The sequence below is a fragment of the Bradyrhizobium sp. ORS 375 genome (assembly GCF_000239775.1).
GTDB lineage: Bacteria > Pseudomonadota > Alphaproteobacteria > Rhizobiales > Xanthobacteraceae > Bradyrhizobium.
Genome location: NZ_CAFI01000098.1, coordinates 14,879 through 33,542, shown reverse-complemented (window position 1 = coordinate 33,542; position 18,664 = coordinate 14,879). Strand labels below are relative to the sequence as shown.

21 protein-coding genes are annotated in these 18,664 nt (G+C 65.3%); 9 read left to right on the top strand and 12 right to left on the bottom strand.

What is annotated here, in order from left to right; all coding sequences use genetic code 11:
* Positions 1 to 422: 422 nt before the first annotated feature.
* Complete coding sequence (locus BRAO375_RS08510) at positions 423 to 1,097, bottom strand: response regulator (protein WP_009027054.1); 675 nt, start codon at positions 1,095 to 1,097, stop codon at positions 423 to 425.
* Positions 1,098 to 1,450: 353 nt separating this feature from the next.
* On the opposite strand from BRAO375_RS08510, the gene BRAO375_RS08505 reads away from it, so the two are divergent.
* Positions 1,451 to 3,121: an MFS transporter gene (locus BRAO375_RS08505; RefSeq protein ID WP_009027053.1), complete on the top strand. Its 1,671-nt coding sequence runs from the start codon at positions 1,451 to 1,453 to the stop codon at positions 3,119 to 3,121.
* A gap of 107 nt (positions 3,122 to 3,228) precedes the next feature.
* On the opposite strand, the gene BRAO375_RS08500 is transcribed toward BRAO375_RS08505, so the two are convergent.
* The 3 genes from BRAO375_RS08500 to BRAO375_RS08490 all read right to left on the bottom strand — a co-directional run bounded on the left by BRAO375_RS08500 (position 3,229) and on the right by BRAO375_RS08490 (position 5,013).
* Positions 3,229 to 3,696, bottom strand: coding sequence for a secondary thiamine-phosphate synthase enzyme YjbQ (locus BRAO375_RS08500; protein WP_009027052.1), 468 nt, complete (start codon positions 3,694 to 3,696; stop codon positions 3,229 to 3,231).
* A gap of 24 nt (positions 3,697 to 3,720) precedes the next feature.
* Positions 3,721 to 4,287, bottom strand: coding sequence for a hypothetical protein (locus BRAO375_RS08495; RefSeq protein WP_009027051.1), 567 nt, complete (start codon positions 4,285 to 4,287; stop codon positions 3,721 to 3,723).
* Between the two features lie 102 nt (positions 4,288 to 4,389).
* Positions 4,390 to 5,013, bottom strand: a complete 624-nt coding sequence (locus tag BRAO375_RS08490) for a 2-hydroxychromene-2-carboxylate isomerase (RefSeq protein ID WP_009027050.1) — start codon at positions 5,011 to 5,013, stop codon at positions 4,390 to 4,392.
* A gap of 295 nt (positions 5,014 to 5,308) precedes the next feature.
* Between BRAO375_RS08490 and BRAO375_RS08485 the strand changes: the two genes are divergently transcribed.
* From BRAO375_RS08485 to BRAO375_RS08465, 5 genes are all read left to right on the top strand, one after another.
* Positions 5,309 to 5,686 (top strand): AtpZ/AtpI family protein, encoded by a 378-nt coding sequence (locus BRAO375_RS08485; RefSeq protein ID WP_035639607.1) that lies wholly within the window; start codon positions 5,309 to 5,311, stop codon positions 5,684 to 5,686.
* Between the two features lie 73 nt (positions 5,687 to 5,759).
* Entirely contained in the window at positions 5,760 to 6,503 is a 744-nt protein-coding gene (locus BRAO375_RS08480; protein ID WP_009027049.1) for a F0F1 ATP synthase subunit A, read from the top strand.
* 38 nt (positions 6,504 to 6,541) lie between these two features.
* Complete coding sequence (locus BRAO375_RS08475; RefSeq protein WP_006615622.1) at positions 6,542 to 6,769, top strand: F0F1 ATP synthase subunit C; 228 nt, start codon at positions 6,542 to 6,544, stop codon at positions 6,767 to 6,769.
* Positions 6,770 to 6,797: 28 nt separating this feature from the next.
* Complete coding sequence (locus tag BRAO375_RS08470; protein WP_009027048.1) at positions 6,798 to 7,358, top strand: F0F1 ATP synthase subunit B family protein; 561 nt, start codon at positions 6,798 to 6,800, stop codon at positions 7,356 to 7,358.
* Complete coding sequence (locus BRAO375_RS08465) at positions 7,358 to 7,849, top strand: F0F1 ATP synthase subunit B family protein (protein ID WP_009027047.1); 492 nt, start codon at positions 7,358 to 7,360, stop codon at positions 7,847 to 7,849. The genes BRAO375_RS08470 and BRAO375_RS08465 overlap by 1 nt, the downstream gene beginning before the upstream one ends.
* Before the next feature lie 125 nt (positions 7,850 to 7,974).
* On the opposite strand, the gene BRAO375_RS08460 is transcribed toward BRAO375_RS08465, so the two are convergent.
* The 4 genes from BRAO375_RS08460 to thrC all read right to left on the bottom strand — a co-directional run bounded on the left by BRAO375_RS08460 (position 7,975) and on the right by thrC (position 12,178).
* On the bottom strand, positions 7,975 to 8,586 hold the full coding sequence (locus BRAO375_RS08460) for a hypothetical protein (RefSeq protein WP_009027046.1): 612 nt from the start codon (positions 8,584 to 8,586) through the stop codon (positions 7,975 to 7,977).
* A gap of 205 nt (positions 8,587 to 8,791) precedes the next feature.
* Positions 8,792 to 9,379, bottom strand: a complete 588-nt coding sequence (locus BRAO375_RS08455; protein ID WP_009027045.1) for a GNAT family N-acetyltransferase — start codon at positions 9,377 to 9,379, stop codon at positions 8,792 to 8,794.
* A gap of 94 nt (positions 9,380 to 9,473) precedes the next feature.
* The gene (locus tag BRAO375_RS08450; protein WP_009027044.1) at positions 9,474 to 10,763 is read right to left on the bottom strand and encodes a M16 family metallopeptidase; all 1,290 of its coding nucleotides are present in this window, start codon (positions 10,761 to 10,763) and stop codon (positions 9,474 to 9,476) included.
* Entirely contained in the window at positions 10,763 to 12,178 is a 1,416-nt protein-coding gene (gene thrC / locus BRAO375_RS08445; protein ID WP_009027043.1) for a threonine synthase, read from the bottom strand. The genes BRAO375_RS08450 and thrC overlap by 1 nt, the downstream gene beginning before the upstream one ends.
* 1,432 nt (positions 12,179 to 13,610) lie before the next feature.
* On the opposite strand from thrC, the gene BRAO375_RS08440 reads away from it, so the two are divergent.
* Positions 13,611 to 13,934 (top strand): YbjQ family protein, encoded by a 324-nt coding sequence (locus BRAO375_RS08440; protein WP_035639604.1) that lies wholly within the window; start codon positions 13,611 to 13,613, stop codon positions 13,932 to 13,934.
* A complete protein-coding gene (locus BRAO375_RS08435; protein ID WP_009027041.1) occupies positions 13,931 to 14,158 on the top strand; it encodes a hypothetical protein in 228 nt (75 codons plus the stop codon). The genes BRAO375_RS08440 and BRAO375_RS08435 overlap by 4 nt, the downstream gene beginning before the upstream one ends.
* Here BRAO375_RS08435 and BRAO375_RS08430 read toward each other — a convergent pair.
* Complete coding sequence (locus BRAO375_RS08430; protein ID WP_009027040.1) at positions 14,155 to 14,502, bottom strand: barstar family protein; 348 nt, start codon at positions 14,500 to 14,502, stop codon at positions 14,155 to 14,157. The genes BRAO375_RS08435 and BRAO375_RS08430 overlap by 4 nt on opposite strands.
* A gap of 854 nt (positions 14,503 to 15,356) precedes the next feature.
* Here BRAO375_RS08430 and BRAO375_RS08425 point away from each other — a divergent pair.
* Positions 15,357 to 16,190, top strand: a complete 834-nt coding sequence (locus BRAO375_RS08425; protein ID WP_009027038.1) for a PhzF family phenazine biosynthesis protein — start codon at positions 15,357 to 15,359, stop codon at positions 16,188 to 16,190.
* A 74-nt stretch (positions 16,191 to 16,264) separates the two neighbouring features.
* Here the strand turns inward: BRAO375_RS08425 and BRAO375_RS08420 are convergent, their stop codons facing one another.
* The 3 genes from BRAO375_RS08420 to BRAO375_RS08410 form a co-directional block, all read right to left on the bottom strand.
* Positions 16,265 to 17,023, bottom strand: a complete 759-nt coding sequence (locus BRAO375_RS08420) for an SURF1 family protein (RefSeq protein ID WP_009027037.1) — start codon at positions 17,021 to 17,023, stop codon at positions 16,265 to 16,267.
* A 218-nt stretch (positions 17,024 to 17,241) separates the two neighbouring features.
* Positions 17,242 to 17,631 (bottom strand): DUF983 domain-containing protein, encoded by a 390-nt coding sequence (locus tag BRAO375_RS08415; protein ID WP_009027036.1) that lies wholly within the window; start codon positions 17,629 to 17,631, stop codon positions 17,242 to 17,244.
* 169 nt (positions 17,632 to 17,800) lie between these two features.
* The gene (locus tag BRAO375_RS08410) at positions 17,801 to 18,658 is read right to left on the bottom strand and encodes a cytochrome c oxidase subunit 3 (protein WP_009027035.1); all 858 of its coding nucleotides are present in this window, start codon (positions 18,656 to 18,658) and stop codon (positions 17,801 to 17,803) included.
* Between the last annotated feature and the right edge of the window lie 6 nt (positions 18,659 to 18,664).

Below are 18,664 nucleotides of genomic sequence, written 5' to 3'. Positions count from 1 at the left end.
CCGGTGCTGATGCCAAGTCCGTAGCGACGATGTTGCGGACGACGGGGGCAAGAACGCCGATCCCCGGGGAGAGCTCGGAGCAGCCGTCAAAACCATCGCGCAGGGAGGGCCGGGTGTTCCAGGCCAGACCTGTGGTGACTGCCGCCTGCTTTCTTGTTTGCAGGCGGGCCACGGGCGCGGCCAGCGCCCGGCCTTCCCTGCGCCCTCTGATTTCGAGAGGGCGGTCGATGAGCAAAGCTCGGACGCGTCGTGCGCCGCGAGGCTGAGAAGGTGTGTCGCGATGGATTCCGAATCGAACGAAGTGATTTTCGCTCAGCGTCATTCCAGGGCGATGCGCAGCATCGAACCGGGAATCTCGAGATTCCGGGTCTGGTCCTTCGGACCATCGCGGAATGACGTCTCAATCCGGTCTTCGCACTGCCCTACTTCCCCGTCGGCGTATCCTGCCGCCACGCGCTGCCCGCGATCTTCGCCGCGGCGATCACGGCCTGCGTCCGGCTCTCGACGCCGAGCTTCTGCAGGATCGCCGAGACATGCGCCTTGATGGTCGCTTCGGAGACACCGAGCTCGTAGGCGATCTGCTTGTTGAGCAGGCCCTGCGACAGCATCATCAGCACCCGCACCTGCTGCGGCGTGAGCGTCACCAGGCGGTCGCGCAGCTTCGTCATCTCCGGATCGGCGCCGGCGGCGAGATCGGTGTCGGCCGGCACCCAGACCTCGCCGTCCATCACCTTCTTGATGGCGTCGCGCAGGGTATCGACGCCAAACCGCTTCGGGATGAAGCCCGAGGCGCCGAAATCGAGCGAGCGGCGGATCGTGGCGCCGTCGTCGCTGGCCGACACGATCACCACCGGGATCGCCGGATATTGCGCCCGCAGGTAGATCAGCCCGGAGAAGCCGGAGATGCCGGGCATGGTGAGGTCGAGCAGGACGAGATCGACCTCGGAATCCTTCTCCAGCAGTGCGGTGAGGTCCTCGAACGAACCGGCCTCGTCGACCACGGCCTCCGCGAGGACGCTCGCGACCGCCTGCCGCAACGCGTTGCGGAACAGCGGGTGATCATCGGCGATGACGAGATGAGTGGTGGCAGCCGCCATGAATTCTGACTTGACCTTACGACACCGGCAACGCGCGCGACGTGCACATCGCTCGGACTTTCGGAAATACTCGCCCGGCGACTGGTTGCATGCAAGCGGGCAATTCCACTTGCAGGCGGAGCGGTTAATCCGCGCCTTGTGCGACGCAGCATCGATAGCGCGGCGGCCGATCCGCGAACTTGATCCGCCGCAATGTCCCCACCTTTCCCGCACGCCGCAGCCGGCAGGGCCGAAAGTCGTATTGGGCCGAGTTTCACTGCAATGTTACTGAAGGCCTAAGGCCTCCGCGACATCAGCCGTCCAAGTCCGGCATGCGGAGACGAAGCCATCATCACAACGATCTTGGGGAGCGAATGCCAATGTCAACAATGGTCGCCACACCAGCGCGAACGGGAGGCATGACGAAGGACGAACGCTTCGTCATTCTGGCCTCGTCGCTCGGCACCGTCTTCGAGTGGTACGACTTCTACCTGTACGGGTCCCTGGCCTCGATCATCGGCGCGCAGTTCTTCTCCGCCTATCCGCCGGCCACCCGCGACATCTTCGCCCTGCTCGCCTTCGCCGCCGGCTTCCTCGTCCGCCCGTTCGGCGCCATCGTGTTCGGCCGCATCGGCGACATCGTCGGCCGCAAATACACCTTCCTTGTCACCATCCTGATCATGGGTCTGTCGACCTTCATCGTCGGCATCTTGCCGAACGCCGAGACAATCGGCTTCGCCGCGCCGGTGATCCTGATCGGTCTGCGCCTCCTGCAGGGCCTCGCGCTCGGCGGTGAATATGGCGGCGCTGCGACCTATGTCGCCGAGCATGCTCCGATGGGCAAGCGCGGCTACTACACCTCCTTCATTCAGACCACCGCGACGATGGGCCTGTTCCTGTCGCTGCTGGTGATCCTGTTCACCCGCACCATCATCGGCGAGGCCGACTTCGCCAAATGGGGCTGGCGCGTTCCGTTCCTGGTGTCCGTGCTGCTGCTCGGCGTGTCCGTCTGGATCCGTCTGCGGCTGAACGAATCCCCGGTCTTCCAGAAGATGAAGGAAGAGGGCAAAAGCTCGAAGGCGCCGCTGACGGAGGCCTTCGCCAACTGGAGCAACGCCAAGATCGTGCTGCTCGCCCTGATCGGCGGCACCATGGGCCAGGGCGTGGTCTGGTACACCGGTCAGTTCTACGCGCTGTTCTTCCTGCAATCGATCCTGAAGGTCGACGGCTACACCGCCAACCTCCTGATCGCCTGGTCGCTGCTGCTCGGCACCGGCTTCTTCGTGTTCTTCGGCGTGCTGTCCGACAAGATCGGCCGCAAGCCGATCATCATGGGCGGCTGCCTCATCGCGGCGCTGACCTTCTTCCCGATCTTCAAGATGATCACCACCAACGCCAACCCGGCGCTGGAGAAGGCGATCGAAGCGACGAAGGTGGAAGTGGTGGCGGATCCCGCGGGCTGCGGCGACCTGTTCAACCCGGTCGGCACCCGCGTCTTCACCGCGCCTTGCGACACCGCCCGCGCCTTCCTGGCCCAGTCCTCGGTCAAGTACTCGACCGTTCCTGGCCCGGCCGGCTCCGGCGTGAAGGTCACCTTCAACGGCAAGGAAGTGCCCTACACCGACGCCAAGACCAGCAATCCGGCCCTGACGGCCGCGATCGCTGACGCTGGCTACCCGAAGGCGGGCAACCCGGCGATCGTGAAGATGGCGCATCCGTTCGACATCTTCCGTCCGCAGGTGGCCGCGATCATCGGCCTGCTGCTGATCCTGGTGATCTTCGTCACCATGGTCTACGGCCCGATCGCCGCGATGCTGGTCGAGTTGTTCCCGACCAAGATCCGCTACACCTCGATGTCGCTGCCCTATCACATCGGCAACGGCTGGTTCGGCGGCCTGCTGCCGGCGACCGCTTTCGCGATCGTGGCCTCGACCGGCGATATCTATGCTGGCCTGTGGTATCCGATCACGTTCGCGGTGATCACGGCGATCGTCGGCTTCATCTTCCTGCCGGAGACGAAGGACGTCGACATCCAGGAGAAGTGATCGCGAGGCGAGCGGCGACCCCCGCTCGCATCCATTTCAAACCGACGGCCGCGGATCGCTCCGCGGCCGTTCGGCGTTCAAGGCCGAAGCTTTTATCTTCTTCGAGGTCAGACTGCGCCGATGAACTGCAACACCACCTCGCGCCGATGCGGACGAGAGCGATGCTCGATCAGATAGATCGCCTGCCAGGTCCCGAGCAGCATCCGCCCGTCGCGCACCGGTACCTGCAGCGAGACCGAGCTGAGCATCGTCTTGATGTGGGCCGGCATGTCGTCGGGCCCCTCGGTGTCATGCACCCAGCCGGCATCCTCCGGCGCCAGCCGCGACAGTGCGGTGGTCAGATCGCGCAGCACGGTGGGGTCGGCATTCTCCTGGATCGTCAGCGACGCCGAGGTGTGGCGGATGAAGGCGGTCGCGACACCTTCGCGCGCGGCGATCTCGCGCAGAAAGGCCTCGACCTCCCGCGTGAGATCGGTGAAACCGCGCCCGGGAGTCTGGACGGTCAACACCGAGGTCACGACCGAGTTGACGGTGACGGCCGAAGGCGCCGTCCGCGATGTCGATCTTGCGGACATAAGCTCCGCCTCCTCGCCGTGACCTCAGATCCTGCCCGAGACGTCCTTCTGCACCCGGTTCGCCATGTCGAGCAGCCGACGCCAAGCCTGCTCCAGGAAGCTCATCATGCGATCCATGTCCTGGTCGCTCGGCAACGGAATCTCGAGCTTGCGCGTTCCATCGGCCGATTTCGAATCGCCCGGCTTGTCACCGGCTTTGGGATCGGCCTTCTTCAACTGATCGGATTTGGGCAGCGCCTGGTCCTTCGGCAGCGGCTCGTCGATCTTGCCGGAGATGCTCTGGTCCCGCGAGGCGAGCTGCGCCTTGAGTTTCTCGTTCTCCGCCTGCAAACGCCCGATCTCCGCGTCGAACGCGGCGCGCTCGTCGGGAACGGCGTAGCACGCCCAGCCGGAGCCGGAATTGTTGTTGCAGGTCGAGACCGCGCCTGTCCGCGTGTCGAGCCGGACCACGCCATCCGACGTCGTCGACATCGTATAGCGTCCCTTGTCGCTCTCGGGCGCGGCGTCCTCGACCGCCAGGGCTTCGCCGCCCAGGCAGCTCAAGGCCAGCAGTGCGACGACGGGCGGCCGGTAGGAGTTGGTGAGACTCATGGCTGGATCTCCAAGGCGCCTGCGCAGAGGCGGCCATGCACGCCCACATTGTGTCGGGGCCATGACGTGCCGCGAGGTGCGGTCACCTGCCACAGGCCGCACCTATGGATCGCACGTATAGGCGGAGCGGCCCGATTTCAACGCATCGGCCAGCAGCTCGAGGCGGTCCTGCCCCCAGAACACCTCGCCATCCAGCACATAGGCCGGCGAGCCGAACACGTCGGCCGCAATCGCATCCAGCCGGTTCTGCTCGTAGACCGCACCGACCTCATCCGTCGCCGCCTGCCGAACGAGATCGCGTCCCGGCAATCCGGCCGCATCGGCAAGCCCGACAATGACCTCCGCATCGGCAAGGTTGAGCTGCTGCTCCCAGATCGCCGGAAAGGCCCGCTGCAGATACGGTTCAGGGTCGAGCCCGGCCTGCAGGGCCGCGATGACGACGCCATCCGCGAGCCGGGCGTTGAACGGCCAGTTCTTTGGCTGGATGTGGAAATCAAGTCCTCGCCGGTCGCGCCAGCGCTTCAGCTCGACGATGCGGTAGCGCTGCCGAGCCGGATGACGCTTGGCGAGCGGCAGGCCTCCGGTCTCGGCGAACAGATCCACCAGCATCACCGGCTTGAGGGTCACGGCGACGCCGTGGCTCGCGGCAATGTCGCGGAACAGCCGGTGGCCGATATAGGCCCAGGGCGACTGCAGGGAGAAATAATAATCGATCTGGCGGGTCATGTGGTTCCCGTGCGGGTTGGGGCTCATCGGCATCGGATCAGAGGACCCTGGGAGGTGCAACATCGCAACTGCGCACAACACTGTTGAGGCGGCGCGGCGACAGCTACGGCCGATCTGACGAAAAAGCCGAGAAAATGAGCAATTTCAGGCATCTAACAGTTCAACACGCAATCTTGACTTGGGGGGATGCGGTCAGTATGGTCCGCGCGGCTTTAAAGGGCGATGGGGCGCTATTTCCTGCAATTCGCGGCGACGCGTCGGGTCTCCAGACATCTCCAGATATGGCGGATGGCACATGGCGGATGACACGAACAAGGGCAGCGGACACGGAGATCGCGACAAGTCGCCTGATGAGGTTGCGCTTTCCGCAAGGCTCGGAAGTCTCGACCAACGGTTGTCCGAAATTCGGGACGGCCGAAAGATCGGGGCTGATCAACCTGGAAACGGCAGCGGTGACACTGCAGCCCGGGCTTCGGCCATGGCGCGTGGCCTGCGACTGTCCTCCGAGTTGATCGCCGGTGTCCTCGTCGGCGCGGTGCTTGGCTGGGGCTTCGACCGCTTGCTGTCGACATCGCCCTTCGGATTTATCGTGTTTTTCCTGCTCGGCTTCGCCGCCGGCGTGTTGAACGTGGTCAGATCTGCAGGCGTCGCCCCCGACAGGTCCCGCCAGTGAGATCCGTGCGGAAGATCGTCGAGTGAATTGCAAAGCGCCGGCGTGGCCGGTGAACAACTGAGACGCCACGCGGATGATCGATCCGATCCATCAATTCCACCTCAACAAGATCTTCACGATCGGCCACATCGGCAATCAGGAGATCGCCTTCACCAATTCGTCCGCGTACATGCTGCTCGCGGTCGTTCTCATCGCCGTCATGATGCTGGCCGCTGGACGCGCGCTCGTCCCGGGCCGGTTCCAGTCGGTGGTCGAGCTGTCCTACGAATTCGTCGCCAACACCATCAGAACCAGCGCCGGCTCGCACGGCATGACGTTCTTCCCGCTGGTGTTCTCGCTGTTCATGTTCATCTTCGTCTCGAACATCGTCGGCATCATCCCTTACACCTTCACCGTCTCCAGCCACATCATCGTCACCTTCGCGCTGGCGCTCCTGGTGTTCCTGACGGTCATCATCTACGGCTTCTACAAGAACGGCCTGAAGTTCTTTAAGCTGTTCGTGCCCTCCGGCATCCCCGCGGTGATCCTGCCGCTGGTGGTCGTGATCGAAATCATCTCCTTCTTCTCCCGCCCGATCTCGCACAGCGTCCGTCTGTTCGCCAACATGCTGGCCGGCCACGTCACGCTGAAGGTGTTCGCGAGCTTCGTGACCATGCTCGGCGCGCTCGGCTTCGTCGGCAAGGTCGGCGCGCTGCTGCCGCTCGGCCTCACGGTCGCCCTGACCGGCCTCGAGCTGATGGTCGCGTTCCTCCAGGCCTACGTCTTCACGATCCTCACCTGCATCTATCTCAACGATGCTATCCATCCGGGCCACTGATCCGGCCCTCTCTACCAAACCTCTCAAAGGAGTTCGTCATGGATCCGGTTGCAGCGAAGTACATTGGCGCGGGCATTGCCTGCATCGGCATGGGTGGCGCGGGTGCCGGCATCGGCATCATCTTCGGCAACTACCTGTCGGCTGCTCTGCGCAATCCGTCGGCCGCCCAGGGCCAGTTCGGTAACCTGATTTTCGGCTTCGCGGTGACCGAAGCGCTCGGCATCTTCTCGCTGCTGATCGCCCTGCTCCTGCTGTACGCCGTCTAAGACGGCCTGAGCCGGACAGGAGAAGCCCGTGGCTGAAAGTCATGGTGAGGCCAAGGGCACTGCAAGCGCCCATACGGAGGCCGATGGCGGGCATGGTTTCCCTCCCTTCTCGAAGGAAACCTTTCCCTCCCAGATCGTCTCTCTGGTGATCGCCTTCGTGGCGCTGTACGTGATCGTCTCGCGTGTGGCGCTGCCGAAGGTCGGGGCTGTCATCGACGCCCGCCAGAAAGCGATCGACGGCGATCTGGCCGATGCGCAGCGGCTGAAGGATGAATCCGAAGCCGCGATGAAGGCGTACGAGACCGAGCTGGCGACGGCTCGCGCCCGCGCCCAGGCGATCGGTGCCGAGACCCGCGACAAGCTCGCGGCCTCCTCGGATGCCGAGCGCAAGGCGCTGGAAGACAGCCTCGCGGCGAAGCTCGCGGCGGCGGAGAAGTCGATCGCCACGACCCGTGCGACCGCAATGAGCAATGTCCGTGGCATCGCCTCGGATGCAGCCAGCGCGATCGTGCAGCAGCTGACCGGCAAGGCCCCCGCGGCCAAGACGGTGGAAGCTGCGGTCGATGCATCGTTGAAGGGAACAGCCTGATGCATCTGCTTGCTGATCCGGAAACCTGGGTTGCGATTGCCTTCGTGATCCTGATGGGCCTGTTCGCCTATCTCGGTGTCCACCGCATGGTTCTGAAAGCGCTCGACCACCGCGCCGATCGCATCAGGAACGAGCTGGCGGAGGCCAAGCGGCTCAAGGACGAGGCGGCCAAGGTGCTCGCCGACTACAAGACCCGCCGCGCCAGCGCCGAGCGTGAGGCCGAGGAGATCGTCACCAGCGCCAAGGCGGAAGCCGAGCGCATCGCGGCGGACGCCAAGGCCAAGATGGAAGACTTCGTCGCCCGTCGCACCAAGGCCGCCGAGAGCAAGATCGCCCTCGCAGAGGCTCAGGCTCTGGCCGACGTCCGGGCCGCTGCGGCCGACGCCGCCGTCCAGGCCGCCGCGACCGTGCTGTCGCAGTCGGTCAAGGGCGCTCTCGGCGAAGACCTCGTCGCCAAGGGCATCGCGGAAGTCAGCCGCAAGCTGAACTGAGCGGCGCCCCATCATCCAGCATCTTCCAAAAGGCCGGTGCCCGCACCGGCCTTTTGCTTTTTGAGGGCGTTGCGGCCCCCTCGTGAGTTGGCCGCGGATCGCGATGAAGAGCGATCGGCTGCGCGTCACTTCCGCTTCTTAGCCCCGCGCTCCGGGGTCAGGGCCTGCGGGTCGAAACCGATGTAGAAGACATAGTTGTCGGAGTTCGTGCCCGGCGGCGGGACGGGATAGACCATGTCCTCGGCGACGATCGTGAACGGTACGCTGCCGTCGGCCGTCATCTGAACCGTCGTGCGATACGCCTTTGTCGCGATCACCTTCTCGCCGATGCCGCCCTGCACCACCGCAATACGCATGGGAATGTCGACGGTCGCCGGCGCACCGGCGGGGCCGGCAACGACGCGGCCCTGGATGCCGATCTTGCCGATGATCTCGGAGCCGTTGAGGTTGCACTCGCGGGCGGTCTTGGTGATGGAGGCCTGGAAGCGGACGTCGTTGCCGACGGCCTGCTTGCCGGGCGCCGCCACCGCATAGGTCGAGGCGCCGGCCCGGATGTTGACCGGCGGGCAGGTCAGCCCGTCGGTGGGGTCGGCCGGCGGTCCGCCGCTGGCGGGCAGGTTCTCCTGCTTGTCGTCCGAGCCGCCGCCGAACAGGCTTTTGAAGCGGTCGGTCAGCGATTGTGCGACGGCCGGCGGCGCCGCGCTCGCGGCACCCAAGGCCACCAGCACAACGGCCAACGTCCCCACTCGAATCACACGCGTCTGTCGCATTCTCGAAGTCCCCGGCATCTCGCTCGACCGGCCTTCCCGAAGGCTCGGACCGCGCGACGGCGGCGAGCCCGGGACGCCTGGCCAGAGGCGCTGTCCAAGAGCGTCTATACCCATTTCAGAGGCCGGAACCAGCCCCGATCGGCCTCTCCCTTCCCCTGCCCGATCACAAATCCTAGCCCCGAAAATCCTCATGAAGCAGGCCGTAGAGGTAATGGTCCTGCCAGACTCCGTTGATGCAGAGATAGCGGCGCGCCAGACCCTCGCGGGTGAAGCCGCACTTCTCCAGCACGCGGATGGACGGCGTATTGGTCGGGATGCAGGCGGCCTCGACGCGGTGCAGGTTGAGCTCGCCGAACAGCGTCGGCAGCAGCAGCTTGAGCGCCGTCGTCATGTAGCCGCGATGGGCGTGCGGCTGGCCCATCCAGTAACCGATGGTGCCGGCCTGGACGATGCCGCGGCGGACATTGGCGAGCGTGATGCCGCCCAGCATGGCGCCGTCTGATTCGCGGAACACGATGAACGGGTAGGAGCGGTCGGCCGAGATATCCTCGGCATAACGCCTCAGCCGGCGGCGAAAGCCGGAGCGCGTCAAGTCGTCGGACGGCCAGATCGGCTCCCAAGGCGTCAGGTAATCGCGGCTGAGCTCGCGCAGCTGGGCCCATTGCGCGTAATCGGCCATCTGCGGCGCGCGCAAGAACAAGCCCAGTCCGCGCGGAGCAAGCGCGGCCGGTCCACTGCTGGGTAAGCGAAACAGGGCCATCGGTGACGTTCCCCTGCTCTTCAGCCCCTTGATCGGCGAATGACCGGCCCGAAGACCGCCCTTCGCACAATCTCCCGGCGTTGCGGACTCGTGCTCAATGCAGCTGAGCCTTCGATTTCGGCCCCACGAGACCTTCGGCGAAAGTCACCGCCGTGTCCAGACCTCTGCCGCTGCCGAGCGCGACCACGGCGGGCTTGCTGCGTGCGAGCAGCGCACGCGCCGCGTCGCGCGTGCTCTCGACGCTGACCGCCTCGATCTTGGCGACCATCTCCTGCAGGGTCTGCGGCCGGCCATAAGCCAGAATATGGCGCGCGAGCTGCTCGGCGCGGGCGCTGCAGCTCTCCAGCGCCATCAGAAGCCCCGCCTTCATCTGCGCCTTGGCGCGGGCGACCTCGGCGTCGCTCAACGTCTCAACCGCATTGCCGATGATGTCGACCACGACCTCCATCATCTCCGGCGCGTCGGCGGGATCGGTGCCGGTGTAGAGGCCGAAGAAGCCGGTGTCGCTGTAGGGCGCGTGGAACGTGTAGACCGAGTAGCAGAGCCCGCGGTTCTCGCGGACCTCCTGGAACAGCCGGGACGACATGCCGCCGCCGAGGATGTTGGTGAACACCTGCAGCGAGAACAGCGACGGATCGGCCTGCGGCACGCCTTCGAGCGCGAGCGTCAGATGCGCCTGCTCGAGATCGCGATGCACGACGCGCGAGCCGCCCTTGCCGAACGCTGCCGGCTGCGGCTTCGGCCCCTCGCCGCCGTTGAAGCTGGCAAAGCGCTTGGTCACGTCCTCGACCACGCGCTGATGATCGACGGCGCCGGCCGCGGCCACCACCATGTCGGGCCCGCGATAATGCGTCGACAGATACCCGTGCAGCTTGTCGCGATCGAACGCCTCGAGCGTCTTGGCGGTGCCGAGCAGCGAGCGACCCATCGGCTGGTCGGGGAAGCACAGCTCGTTGAGATGCTCGAACACGACGTCGTCGGGCGTATCCTGCGCCGCGCCGATCTCCTGCACGATGACGTTCTTCTCGCGCTCCAGCTCCTCCGGCACGAAGGAGGGATTGGCGAGGATGTCGGACAGCACGTCGAGCGCCAGCGGCACGTCGGCCTTCAGCACGCGGGCATAATAGGCGGTGGTCTCGGTCGATGTGCCGGCGTTGAGATCGCCGCCAACCGCCTCGATCGCCTCGACGATCTCGCGCGCGCTGCGCGTCGTCGTGCCCTTGAAGGCCATGTGCTCGAGCAGGTGCGAGATGCCATGCTCGTCCGGCTTCTCGTCGCGGCCGCCGACGCCGGCCCAGACGCCGAGCGCGGCGGTCTCCAGATGCGGCATCGTGTCGGTGACGACCGTCAGCCCCGTCGGCAGCTTGGTGACTTCCACGCCCATCATGCCATTCCCTGCTTGGCGGCCCGGCTGACCGAGCGGATGAATTTTTCCACCTCGGCCTGGTCGTTCCGCATGATCTTCGCGTCCTCGCGCTTGCTCATCAGTCCCTCCAGCCAGACTGGAAGGTGTGGCCGTTGTCCGCAGGCGGCCTCGACCGCATCGGGGAATTTGGCCGGATGCGCGGTCGACAGCACGATGTTCGGCACAGATGTATCGGTGCCGTCGCGGTCGGCCACGGCCAGCGCGACAGCCGTATGCGGGTCAACGAGATCGCCGGCCTCGCGGAACGCCGCGCGGATCGCGGCCGCCGTTTCGGTCTCGTCGGCGCGCCCGGCCTCGAAGCCTGACCGGATCTCCGCCAGCATCGCATCCGGCAGCACGAAGCGGCCGGACTGCTTGAGGCTCTCCATCAGCCTTCGCACGGTGCCGGCGTCGCGGCCGCCGGCCTCGAACAGCAGCCGCTCGAAATTCGAGGACACCTGGATGTCCATCGACGGCGACGCCGTCGCATGCACCTCGCGCACCTCGTAGATCCCGGTGGCAAGCGTGCGCGCGAGGATGTCGTTGACGTTGGTGGCGACGCGAAGCTTGCGCACCGGCAGGCCCATGCGCTTGGCGACATAGCCGGCGAAGATGTCGCCGAAATTGCCGGTGGGCACCGTGAAGTCGACGGCGCGATGCGGCGCGCCGACGGCGACCGCCGAGGTGAAGTAGTAGACGACCTGGGCGACGACGCGCGCCCAGTTGATCGAGTTCACACCGGACAGCGCCACCGAATCGCGGAAGGCGTGATGATTGAACAGGCCCTTCACGATCGCCTGGCAATCATCGAAATGGCCTTCGATTGCCAGCGCATGGACGTTCGATGCGCCCGACGTCGTCATCATCCGCCGCTGCACCTCGGAGATGCGGCCGTGCGGGAACAGCACGATGAGATCGGCATTGTCGCGGCCGGCAAACGCGTCGACAGCGGCGCCGCCGGTGTCGCCCGAGGTCGCCACCACGATGGTGGTGCGCTCGCCGCGCTTGGCCAGCACGTGGTCCATCAGCCGCGAGAGCAGCTGCATCGCAACGTCCTTGAAGGCCAAGGTCGGGCCGTGGAACAGCTCGAGCACGAACTGATGCGGGGCGGTCTGGTCGAGCGGCACCACGGCGGGATGCCGGAAGGTGGCGTAGGCCTCGTTGGCCATGCGGCCGAGCTCGGCATCCGAGATCTCGCCGGCCACAAACGGCTTGATGATCTCCACCGCGACTTCCCAATAGGGCCGGCCGAAGAACGAGGCGATCGTCTCGGGCGACAGCTGCGGCCAGGTCTCTGGCACATACAGGCCGCCGTCGCGGGCGAGCCCGGTCAGCATCACGTCGCAGAAGCTGAGCGCGGGGGCCTCCCCGCGGGTCGAAACATAGCGCGTCAAACCGCTCTCCTGACCTGCGTCATCAGGCCGTAACCCGTTGATTGAACTCGAAATCGGAACCGCCTGGCGGCAACATGGTCCGGCACCATAATGGTTTTGAGCGGGCTGTGAAACCGGTTGTTGGCGGAGGACATGGTCATGAGGCCTGGTTACGGCGGCGTTACGCGGGCGGATGTCAGCCGGGTTTGGGCAGTGCCACGCGCCCGGCTCTCGCCGCCCGGTGTCGATCCAGGTCTCGCCTCCCCACCCCGCCTTCGCGAGGATGACGGCGGTGGACGTCGCGATCAGCGGGGCACCTCAAAACACCGAATGAAGTCGAAGACATCAGCGCTTCCTCCGTCATTGCGAGCGAAGCGAAGCAATCCAGGGTGGTGGGCGGGACTCTGGATTGCTTCGTCGCTGTGCTCCTCGCAATGACGTGGAGAGAGCAGAGCACTTCACAGAGAGCTCCCGCGCGGAAGCATTCTGATCCGGGACGCACAGCTCCACCATCTCGCGGCGCGATCGGCGCCCGAGCTTTGCAATCATTCCTCCCCCCTTCCAATGGAGGGCGCAGGGAAGACCGGATGCCGGCTGGCACCCGCGGCTCCCGTGCGAGCAAGAATGCACGGGGCAGGAACCACAGGTTCAGCCAGAGCGACCCGGCCTTCCCTGCGCGATGGCTTACGACTTATACGCGATCTCCTCGGTGCACCGGCTTGTTGGCCACCGTTGCGCATGATGCTTGCGCATCAGCGCGTGATACCAGCGTCGGGGTATCAGGACCACGCGACTTCGCCGTCCGTGCCGGCCGCACTCGTCAGGTGCAGCCTGCCCGTCCATCGCATCCCGCCTCACGTCCGTGACGACGCGTACGCCCCTCGCAACGAGGCGGGACGGGCATAAACAAGCACGATTTCGGAAAAAATGAAAGCGAAACTTTTGGCCGAGGCGGGCAGGAACGGCGGATCGTGTTGTATCTGTTGGCGAAGATATGGTTTCGGCGTAGCCGAACTTATCAGTTCGCCGCTCTCCAAAACCGGCTCAGATTGCCCGTCGGGCGACTCAGCCCCAATAAGGCGGGCTGCAGCCGTCGTCGCGTTCGCTGCCCGCCGCAACCTCGGTGTCGTCCCGGGCAAGTCCGACAACGCGCAAGCGTTGGCGGACGCCGCCCCGGGACCCATAACCACCATCGCCCGGATGAGGCACGCTGTTGCTCCAGCCTGCCGCCTCACAACCGACCGGGATTATGGGTCCCGGGTCGGCGCACGCCGGCGCTGTCGCGCCGACGTGCTTGCCCGGGACGACAGCGGAGTTTGAAGGCCCAGCGTAATCTCGAGCGAGAGAGGTAAGAACACAGCGCGCGACGCTTGCGCCTCCCTTGAACCGGAACCCCGGCTCCGTTGTCAAACCGAGCGCCGGCCGAGTTGGCCGGCAAGAGATGGAGCCTCCCATGATCGTCGTGACGACTGAAAACGTGACCGGCCACCGCACGGTGCGGATGCTCGGGCAGTGCTTTGGCGTGGTGGTGCGCAGCCGGGGCATCGGCGGCAACTTCATGGCCAGCCTGCGCTCGATCGTCGGCGGCGAGATCCATGAATACACGCAGATGCTGGAGGAGGCGCGGCGCCATGCGCTCGACCGTCTGGTCTACAACGCGACCTCGATGGGTGCGAACGCGATTCTCATGATGCGCTTCGACAGCGCCGAGATCGGCCAGACCATGAGCGAGATCGTCGCCTACGGCACGGCGGCCGTGATCGAACCCACATCATGATCGGCCTCGTGCTCTGGCTCGCCGTCATATCAGCGGTCGTGCTGGTCTGGTTCTTTTTCCGCCAGGGCGGCTACAAGCGCGATGCGCTGAGCGCGCCGCCGGGGCCGGACTGGGTGAAGACCGAGGAGCGCTTCGTCGATCCCACCAGCGGTGTGACGCTGGACGTGTGGTTTCAGCCGCGGACGGGCGAGCGGGCTTATGTGCGGGCGGGACGCCAAGGTTAGAACCAGCCACCTAGCATTAATGCCAAAACCGGCGACTCGCCGGGTTTGTCCCGCCGCTGATTGACGAAGGCGCTGCATTCAACGAGCGCCCGATATTGTTCAGGACAGCGCCGCTGCAAAGCGTCGGCGTGATCGATGCGCAGGATGAGAACCTCCCCCTTGGCCACGGTGATGCTGGACAGGCCGGCGTCGGGATCGTCGACATAGGTCATACAATCGATCCAGGCATCCATGTTGCAGCCGTAGAAGTCGGGGAAGCCGAGGACCTCCTGAAACACGCGATGGAAACTATCCCAGTCGTGAATGCGGTCGGAGGGAATGGAGATGATCGTTGCTTGAGTCATGGCAGGACTCCCTACCGACCGCTTATTCCTGCTGCTGGCTGTGCGATCTCCATCTCGAGTCGCCCATGTTGAACACACAAGGTTCTCAAGGGGTCCCTTCGTCGATCGAACAGTGCCCAAGCGGGATCGCCTTCGGCGGTCATGAAGGATGACACGTAGAGTTCATCGGATAGCGCGACGGCGATTTCGGGCAATCGGCCGACCAACGACAACTCTACAATTGCCTTGTTACGGATCAGATCGAACGTTTCCGCCCATCGAGATTCCTCACTCCAGCTTCCGCACAAGATCGACGATCTGTCTTCGATACGCCAGCTCCACTGAATCATCAGACCAAACTCGCCTCGTGGGTTTCCCGGCGTGCCGTCACGGCGGTTACAACCTGTGAGGCGTCCAAACTCCAAGAAAATGGCGGAGCCAGCGCCTCGCCACACATGGGAAAGCGGCAAGCCGACCAGCGGGTCGCGGAAGGTCCGCAGCACACCAGCGTCATCAGTGCTCAAGTTCAGCTCCTGAACTTCGTCCCTGCTCACCTTGACCTAACGTCCAACGTCTCGGCAAGCCCAGCTAGCATGAGCGCGACGCTCCCCTCGTACTCCAGGGCTATCGAATTTGACGGTCGCAGTCTTGCACTCATCTCTTTCCACATCCTCATGGCCGGGCCTGTCCCGGCCATCCACGTCGTGCGACGGACCGAGAACGACGTGGATGCCCGGGACAAGCCCGGGCATGACGCAGTAACAAACACGCAGGATCGTTCGTCGGAGCAGCTCTTCATCGCCATTTACGATAGCCTGCCCTGCAGGCGCGCCCGGAAACGACATGATCTGCAAATCATTCGACAGGATCCCAACATGATCACCCAACGCATCGCAGCCTTCACCGACGGCTCACGCGGCGGCAATCCGGCCGGCGTCGTCATCGGCGAGACTCTGCCCGATCGAGCAGCGATGCAGGCAACGGCGGCTGAGATCGGCTATTCCGAGACGGCGTTCGCGGCGCCGGACGGAGATGCATGGCGGGTGCGCTATTTCGCGCCGCAGGCCGAGGTGGACTTCTGCGGGCACGCGACCATCGCGCTCGGCGCGGCGCTGGCCCGTCAGGAAGGCTCGGGAAGGTTTGCATTGCGGCTCAATCATGCCGAGATCACGGTCGATGGGCATCATTCGGCGAACGAGTGGAGCGCGGCGTTTCGATCGCCGCCAACGCAGACTCGCGCGTTGTCATCGGCCGCGTTGGATGAGATCCTCGCGCTGTTCGGGCTGACGCACGGCGATCTCGACGAGCGGATTCCGCCGGTCATCGCTCACGCCGGAATGGATCATCCGGTCATTGCTCTTCGCGAACGCGGCCGCCTCGCGGCCATCGCCTATGAATTCAGCCGCGGCCAGACGCTGGCGCAGCGCGAGCGCTTCTGCACCTTCGCCCTGATCCATGCGGAGACCCCGGAGCTGTTTCACGCGCGCAATCCGTTTCCGTTCGGCGGTGTCTACGAGGATCCCGCGACAGGTGCGGCCGCCGCGGCGCTTGCCGGCTATCTGCGAGAACTCGGCTGGGCGGCCGAGGGCCCGATCACGATCCGGCAGGGCGAGGACATGGGCGTGCCGTGCTGCCTGCAGGTCGATCTCGACGGGGCGGTGGGCGCGCCGGTGAGGGTGTCCAGCAGCGTCAGGTCGATCGAGGCGTAGCCGGCATGAGCGAAAGCGACATGCGGGGTCAGCACCGCTCCCGCATGTCGCTATCGCTCGTGCGGGCTACGAGGTCAGGGCTTCGGCGCGCGGCGTCCCCTCGCCCACACGGCGAAGGCTGCGATGAGCGCTGCAGCCAGCGAGAACCAGGTGATCGCGTACTGCATGTGCTCGTCGCGCAGATGCGGCGACAGCGGGCCGGGCTTGGGGATGCCGTTGTCCGGCACCGGCGATTCCAGATCGATGTAGAACGGGGCGACCTCGCCCCAGCCAAGCGCACGGGCCATCGCGAGGTGGTCGCGGGTGAACCACAGGCGCTTGTCGTGGTTTTCGGCGGCGGTGAGCAGGCCGGCCGCCTCGGGGAAGCGGAGATAACCGGTCAGGGTCACGGGCTCCCCGGTGACGAGCTTGCCGACCTGACGGTCCTGGATGCTGCGCTCCTGCATGGTGTTGGCGACGAAGCCGGCGTCGATCACGACGGTCTCGCCGGACGCGAGGCGGGCCGGCAGGAAGGCCCAGGTGCCGGGGCCCGAGACGTCCTCGCGCACCGCGGAGCCGGCGCTATAGACCATCGCGTCGGGCAGCTTGGCGTAGGTGGCGTTGAAGCTGACGCGGCGGAACTCGTCGCGCTCGGGCGTCAGCGCGCGCCAGTCGTTTTGAGGCGGCAGCGGCAGGGGGGCGGCGGCGATGCGATCGGTGAGCGCTGCGATCAGCGCATGCTTGGCGGCGCGGCGCTGCAATTGCCAGACGCCGAGGCCGATGAATAGCGCGACCATCAGCACGGTGAAGGCGGCGAAGGCGCGGGAGGAGGCTTTGGGAAGTGCGGAGGTCATTTGCTGGTCGGGTCGGGCAGATTGACCCGTCTCTTTGGTTCGATGAGGAGGCAGATGGCGCGGCTGGCTCATTCTGCACCTCGCCCCGCTTGCGGGGAGAGGTCGGATCGCATCGTTAGAGCGATCCGGGGTGAAGGGGGTCCACAGCATCCACTTCCCGTGCGGCGGCCCCTCACCCCAACCCTCTCCCCGTAAGAACGGGGAGAGGGAGCGCACCGTCATTGCGGGGTCTTGTCGACGAGCCGGCCGGGGGCGGCCTTGTGGTGGAATTGCAGGGCGATCAGCAGCGACTTCATCGCGCGCAACGGCAGCAACGTCGTGATCAGGATCAGCGGGCCCCACAGCGCGGCATGGACCCAGAACGGCGGCTGGTACTTGACCTCGACGATCAGGGCGGCGCCGACGACGATGGCGCCGGCGAGCATCATGATGAAGATGGCCGGGCCGTCGCCGGTGTCGATGAAGGCATAGTCGAGGTCGCAGGCCTCGCAGCGCTTGCGCAGGTTGAGGAACCCCTCGAACAGCTTGCCCTGGCCGCAGCGCGGACAGCGGCAGGCGAGCCCGCGCAGGACGGTCTGGGCCAGGGTGACGGGCGGATGGCTGATCATGATGTCTTGCCCTTGGTCTCGATCTCGGCCGCCGGACGCAACGCCTCCTGGTGATACAACCGGAGGCGGTGAACGCGGATCACATTCGGATCAACCGGCCACCCAACGAGAAAGGGCGGCCCGACGGCCGCCCTTCCCTTATCACGTTCGACGAGGCTGGTGCGCTGCTTTAGTGCGCGCCGTGCGCCATGGATTCGGCGCCGTGGCCCCAGACGTAGATGCAGATGAAGAGGAACAGCCAGACCACGTCGACGAAATGCCAGTACCAGGCGGCGAACTCGAAGCCGAGATGCTGCTTCGGCGTGAAGTGGCCGGCATAGGCGCGGATCAGGCAGACGATCAGGAACACCGTGCCGACCAGAACGTGGAAGCCGTGGAAGCCGGTCGCCATGAAGAAGGTCGAGCCGTAGATGTGGCCGGCGAACGAGAAGGTCGCGTGGCCGTACTCATAGGCCTGCACGCAGGTAAAGGTGGCGCCGAGCAGGACGGTGAGGATCAGGCCGTATTTCAGGCCTTTGCGGTCGCCTTCGAGCAGCGCATGGTGCGCCCAGGTCACTGTCGTGCCCGAGGTCAGCAGGATCAGCGTGTTGAGCAGCGGCAGGTGCCAGGGGTCGAAGGTCTCGATGCCCTTCGGCGGCCAGACGCCGCCGATCAGCGCGTCGCGGGTGGCCTGCACCTCGAAGCCCGGGAACAGCGCGACGTTGAAATAGGCCCAGAACCAGGCGACGAAGAACATCACCTCGGAGGCGATGAACAGGATCATGCCGTAGCGGTGATGCAGCTGCACCACGCGGGTGTGGTCGCCCTTGTACTGGGCTTCCTTGATGACGTCGCCCCACCAGCTCGCCATCGTGTAGAGCACGCCGATGGTGCCGATGCCGAACACGATCGGCGCGGCGCCGAACATCTTGTGCATCCAGCCGATCGCGCCGAACGCCATGATGAAGGCCGACACCGAGCCGACGAACGGCCAAGGGCTCGGATCAACCAGATGGTAGTCGTGATGCTTGGCGTGCGCCTCAGCCATGGCAAG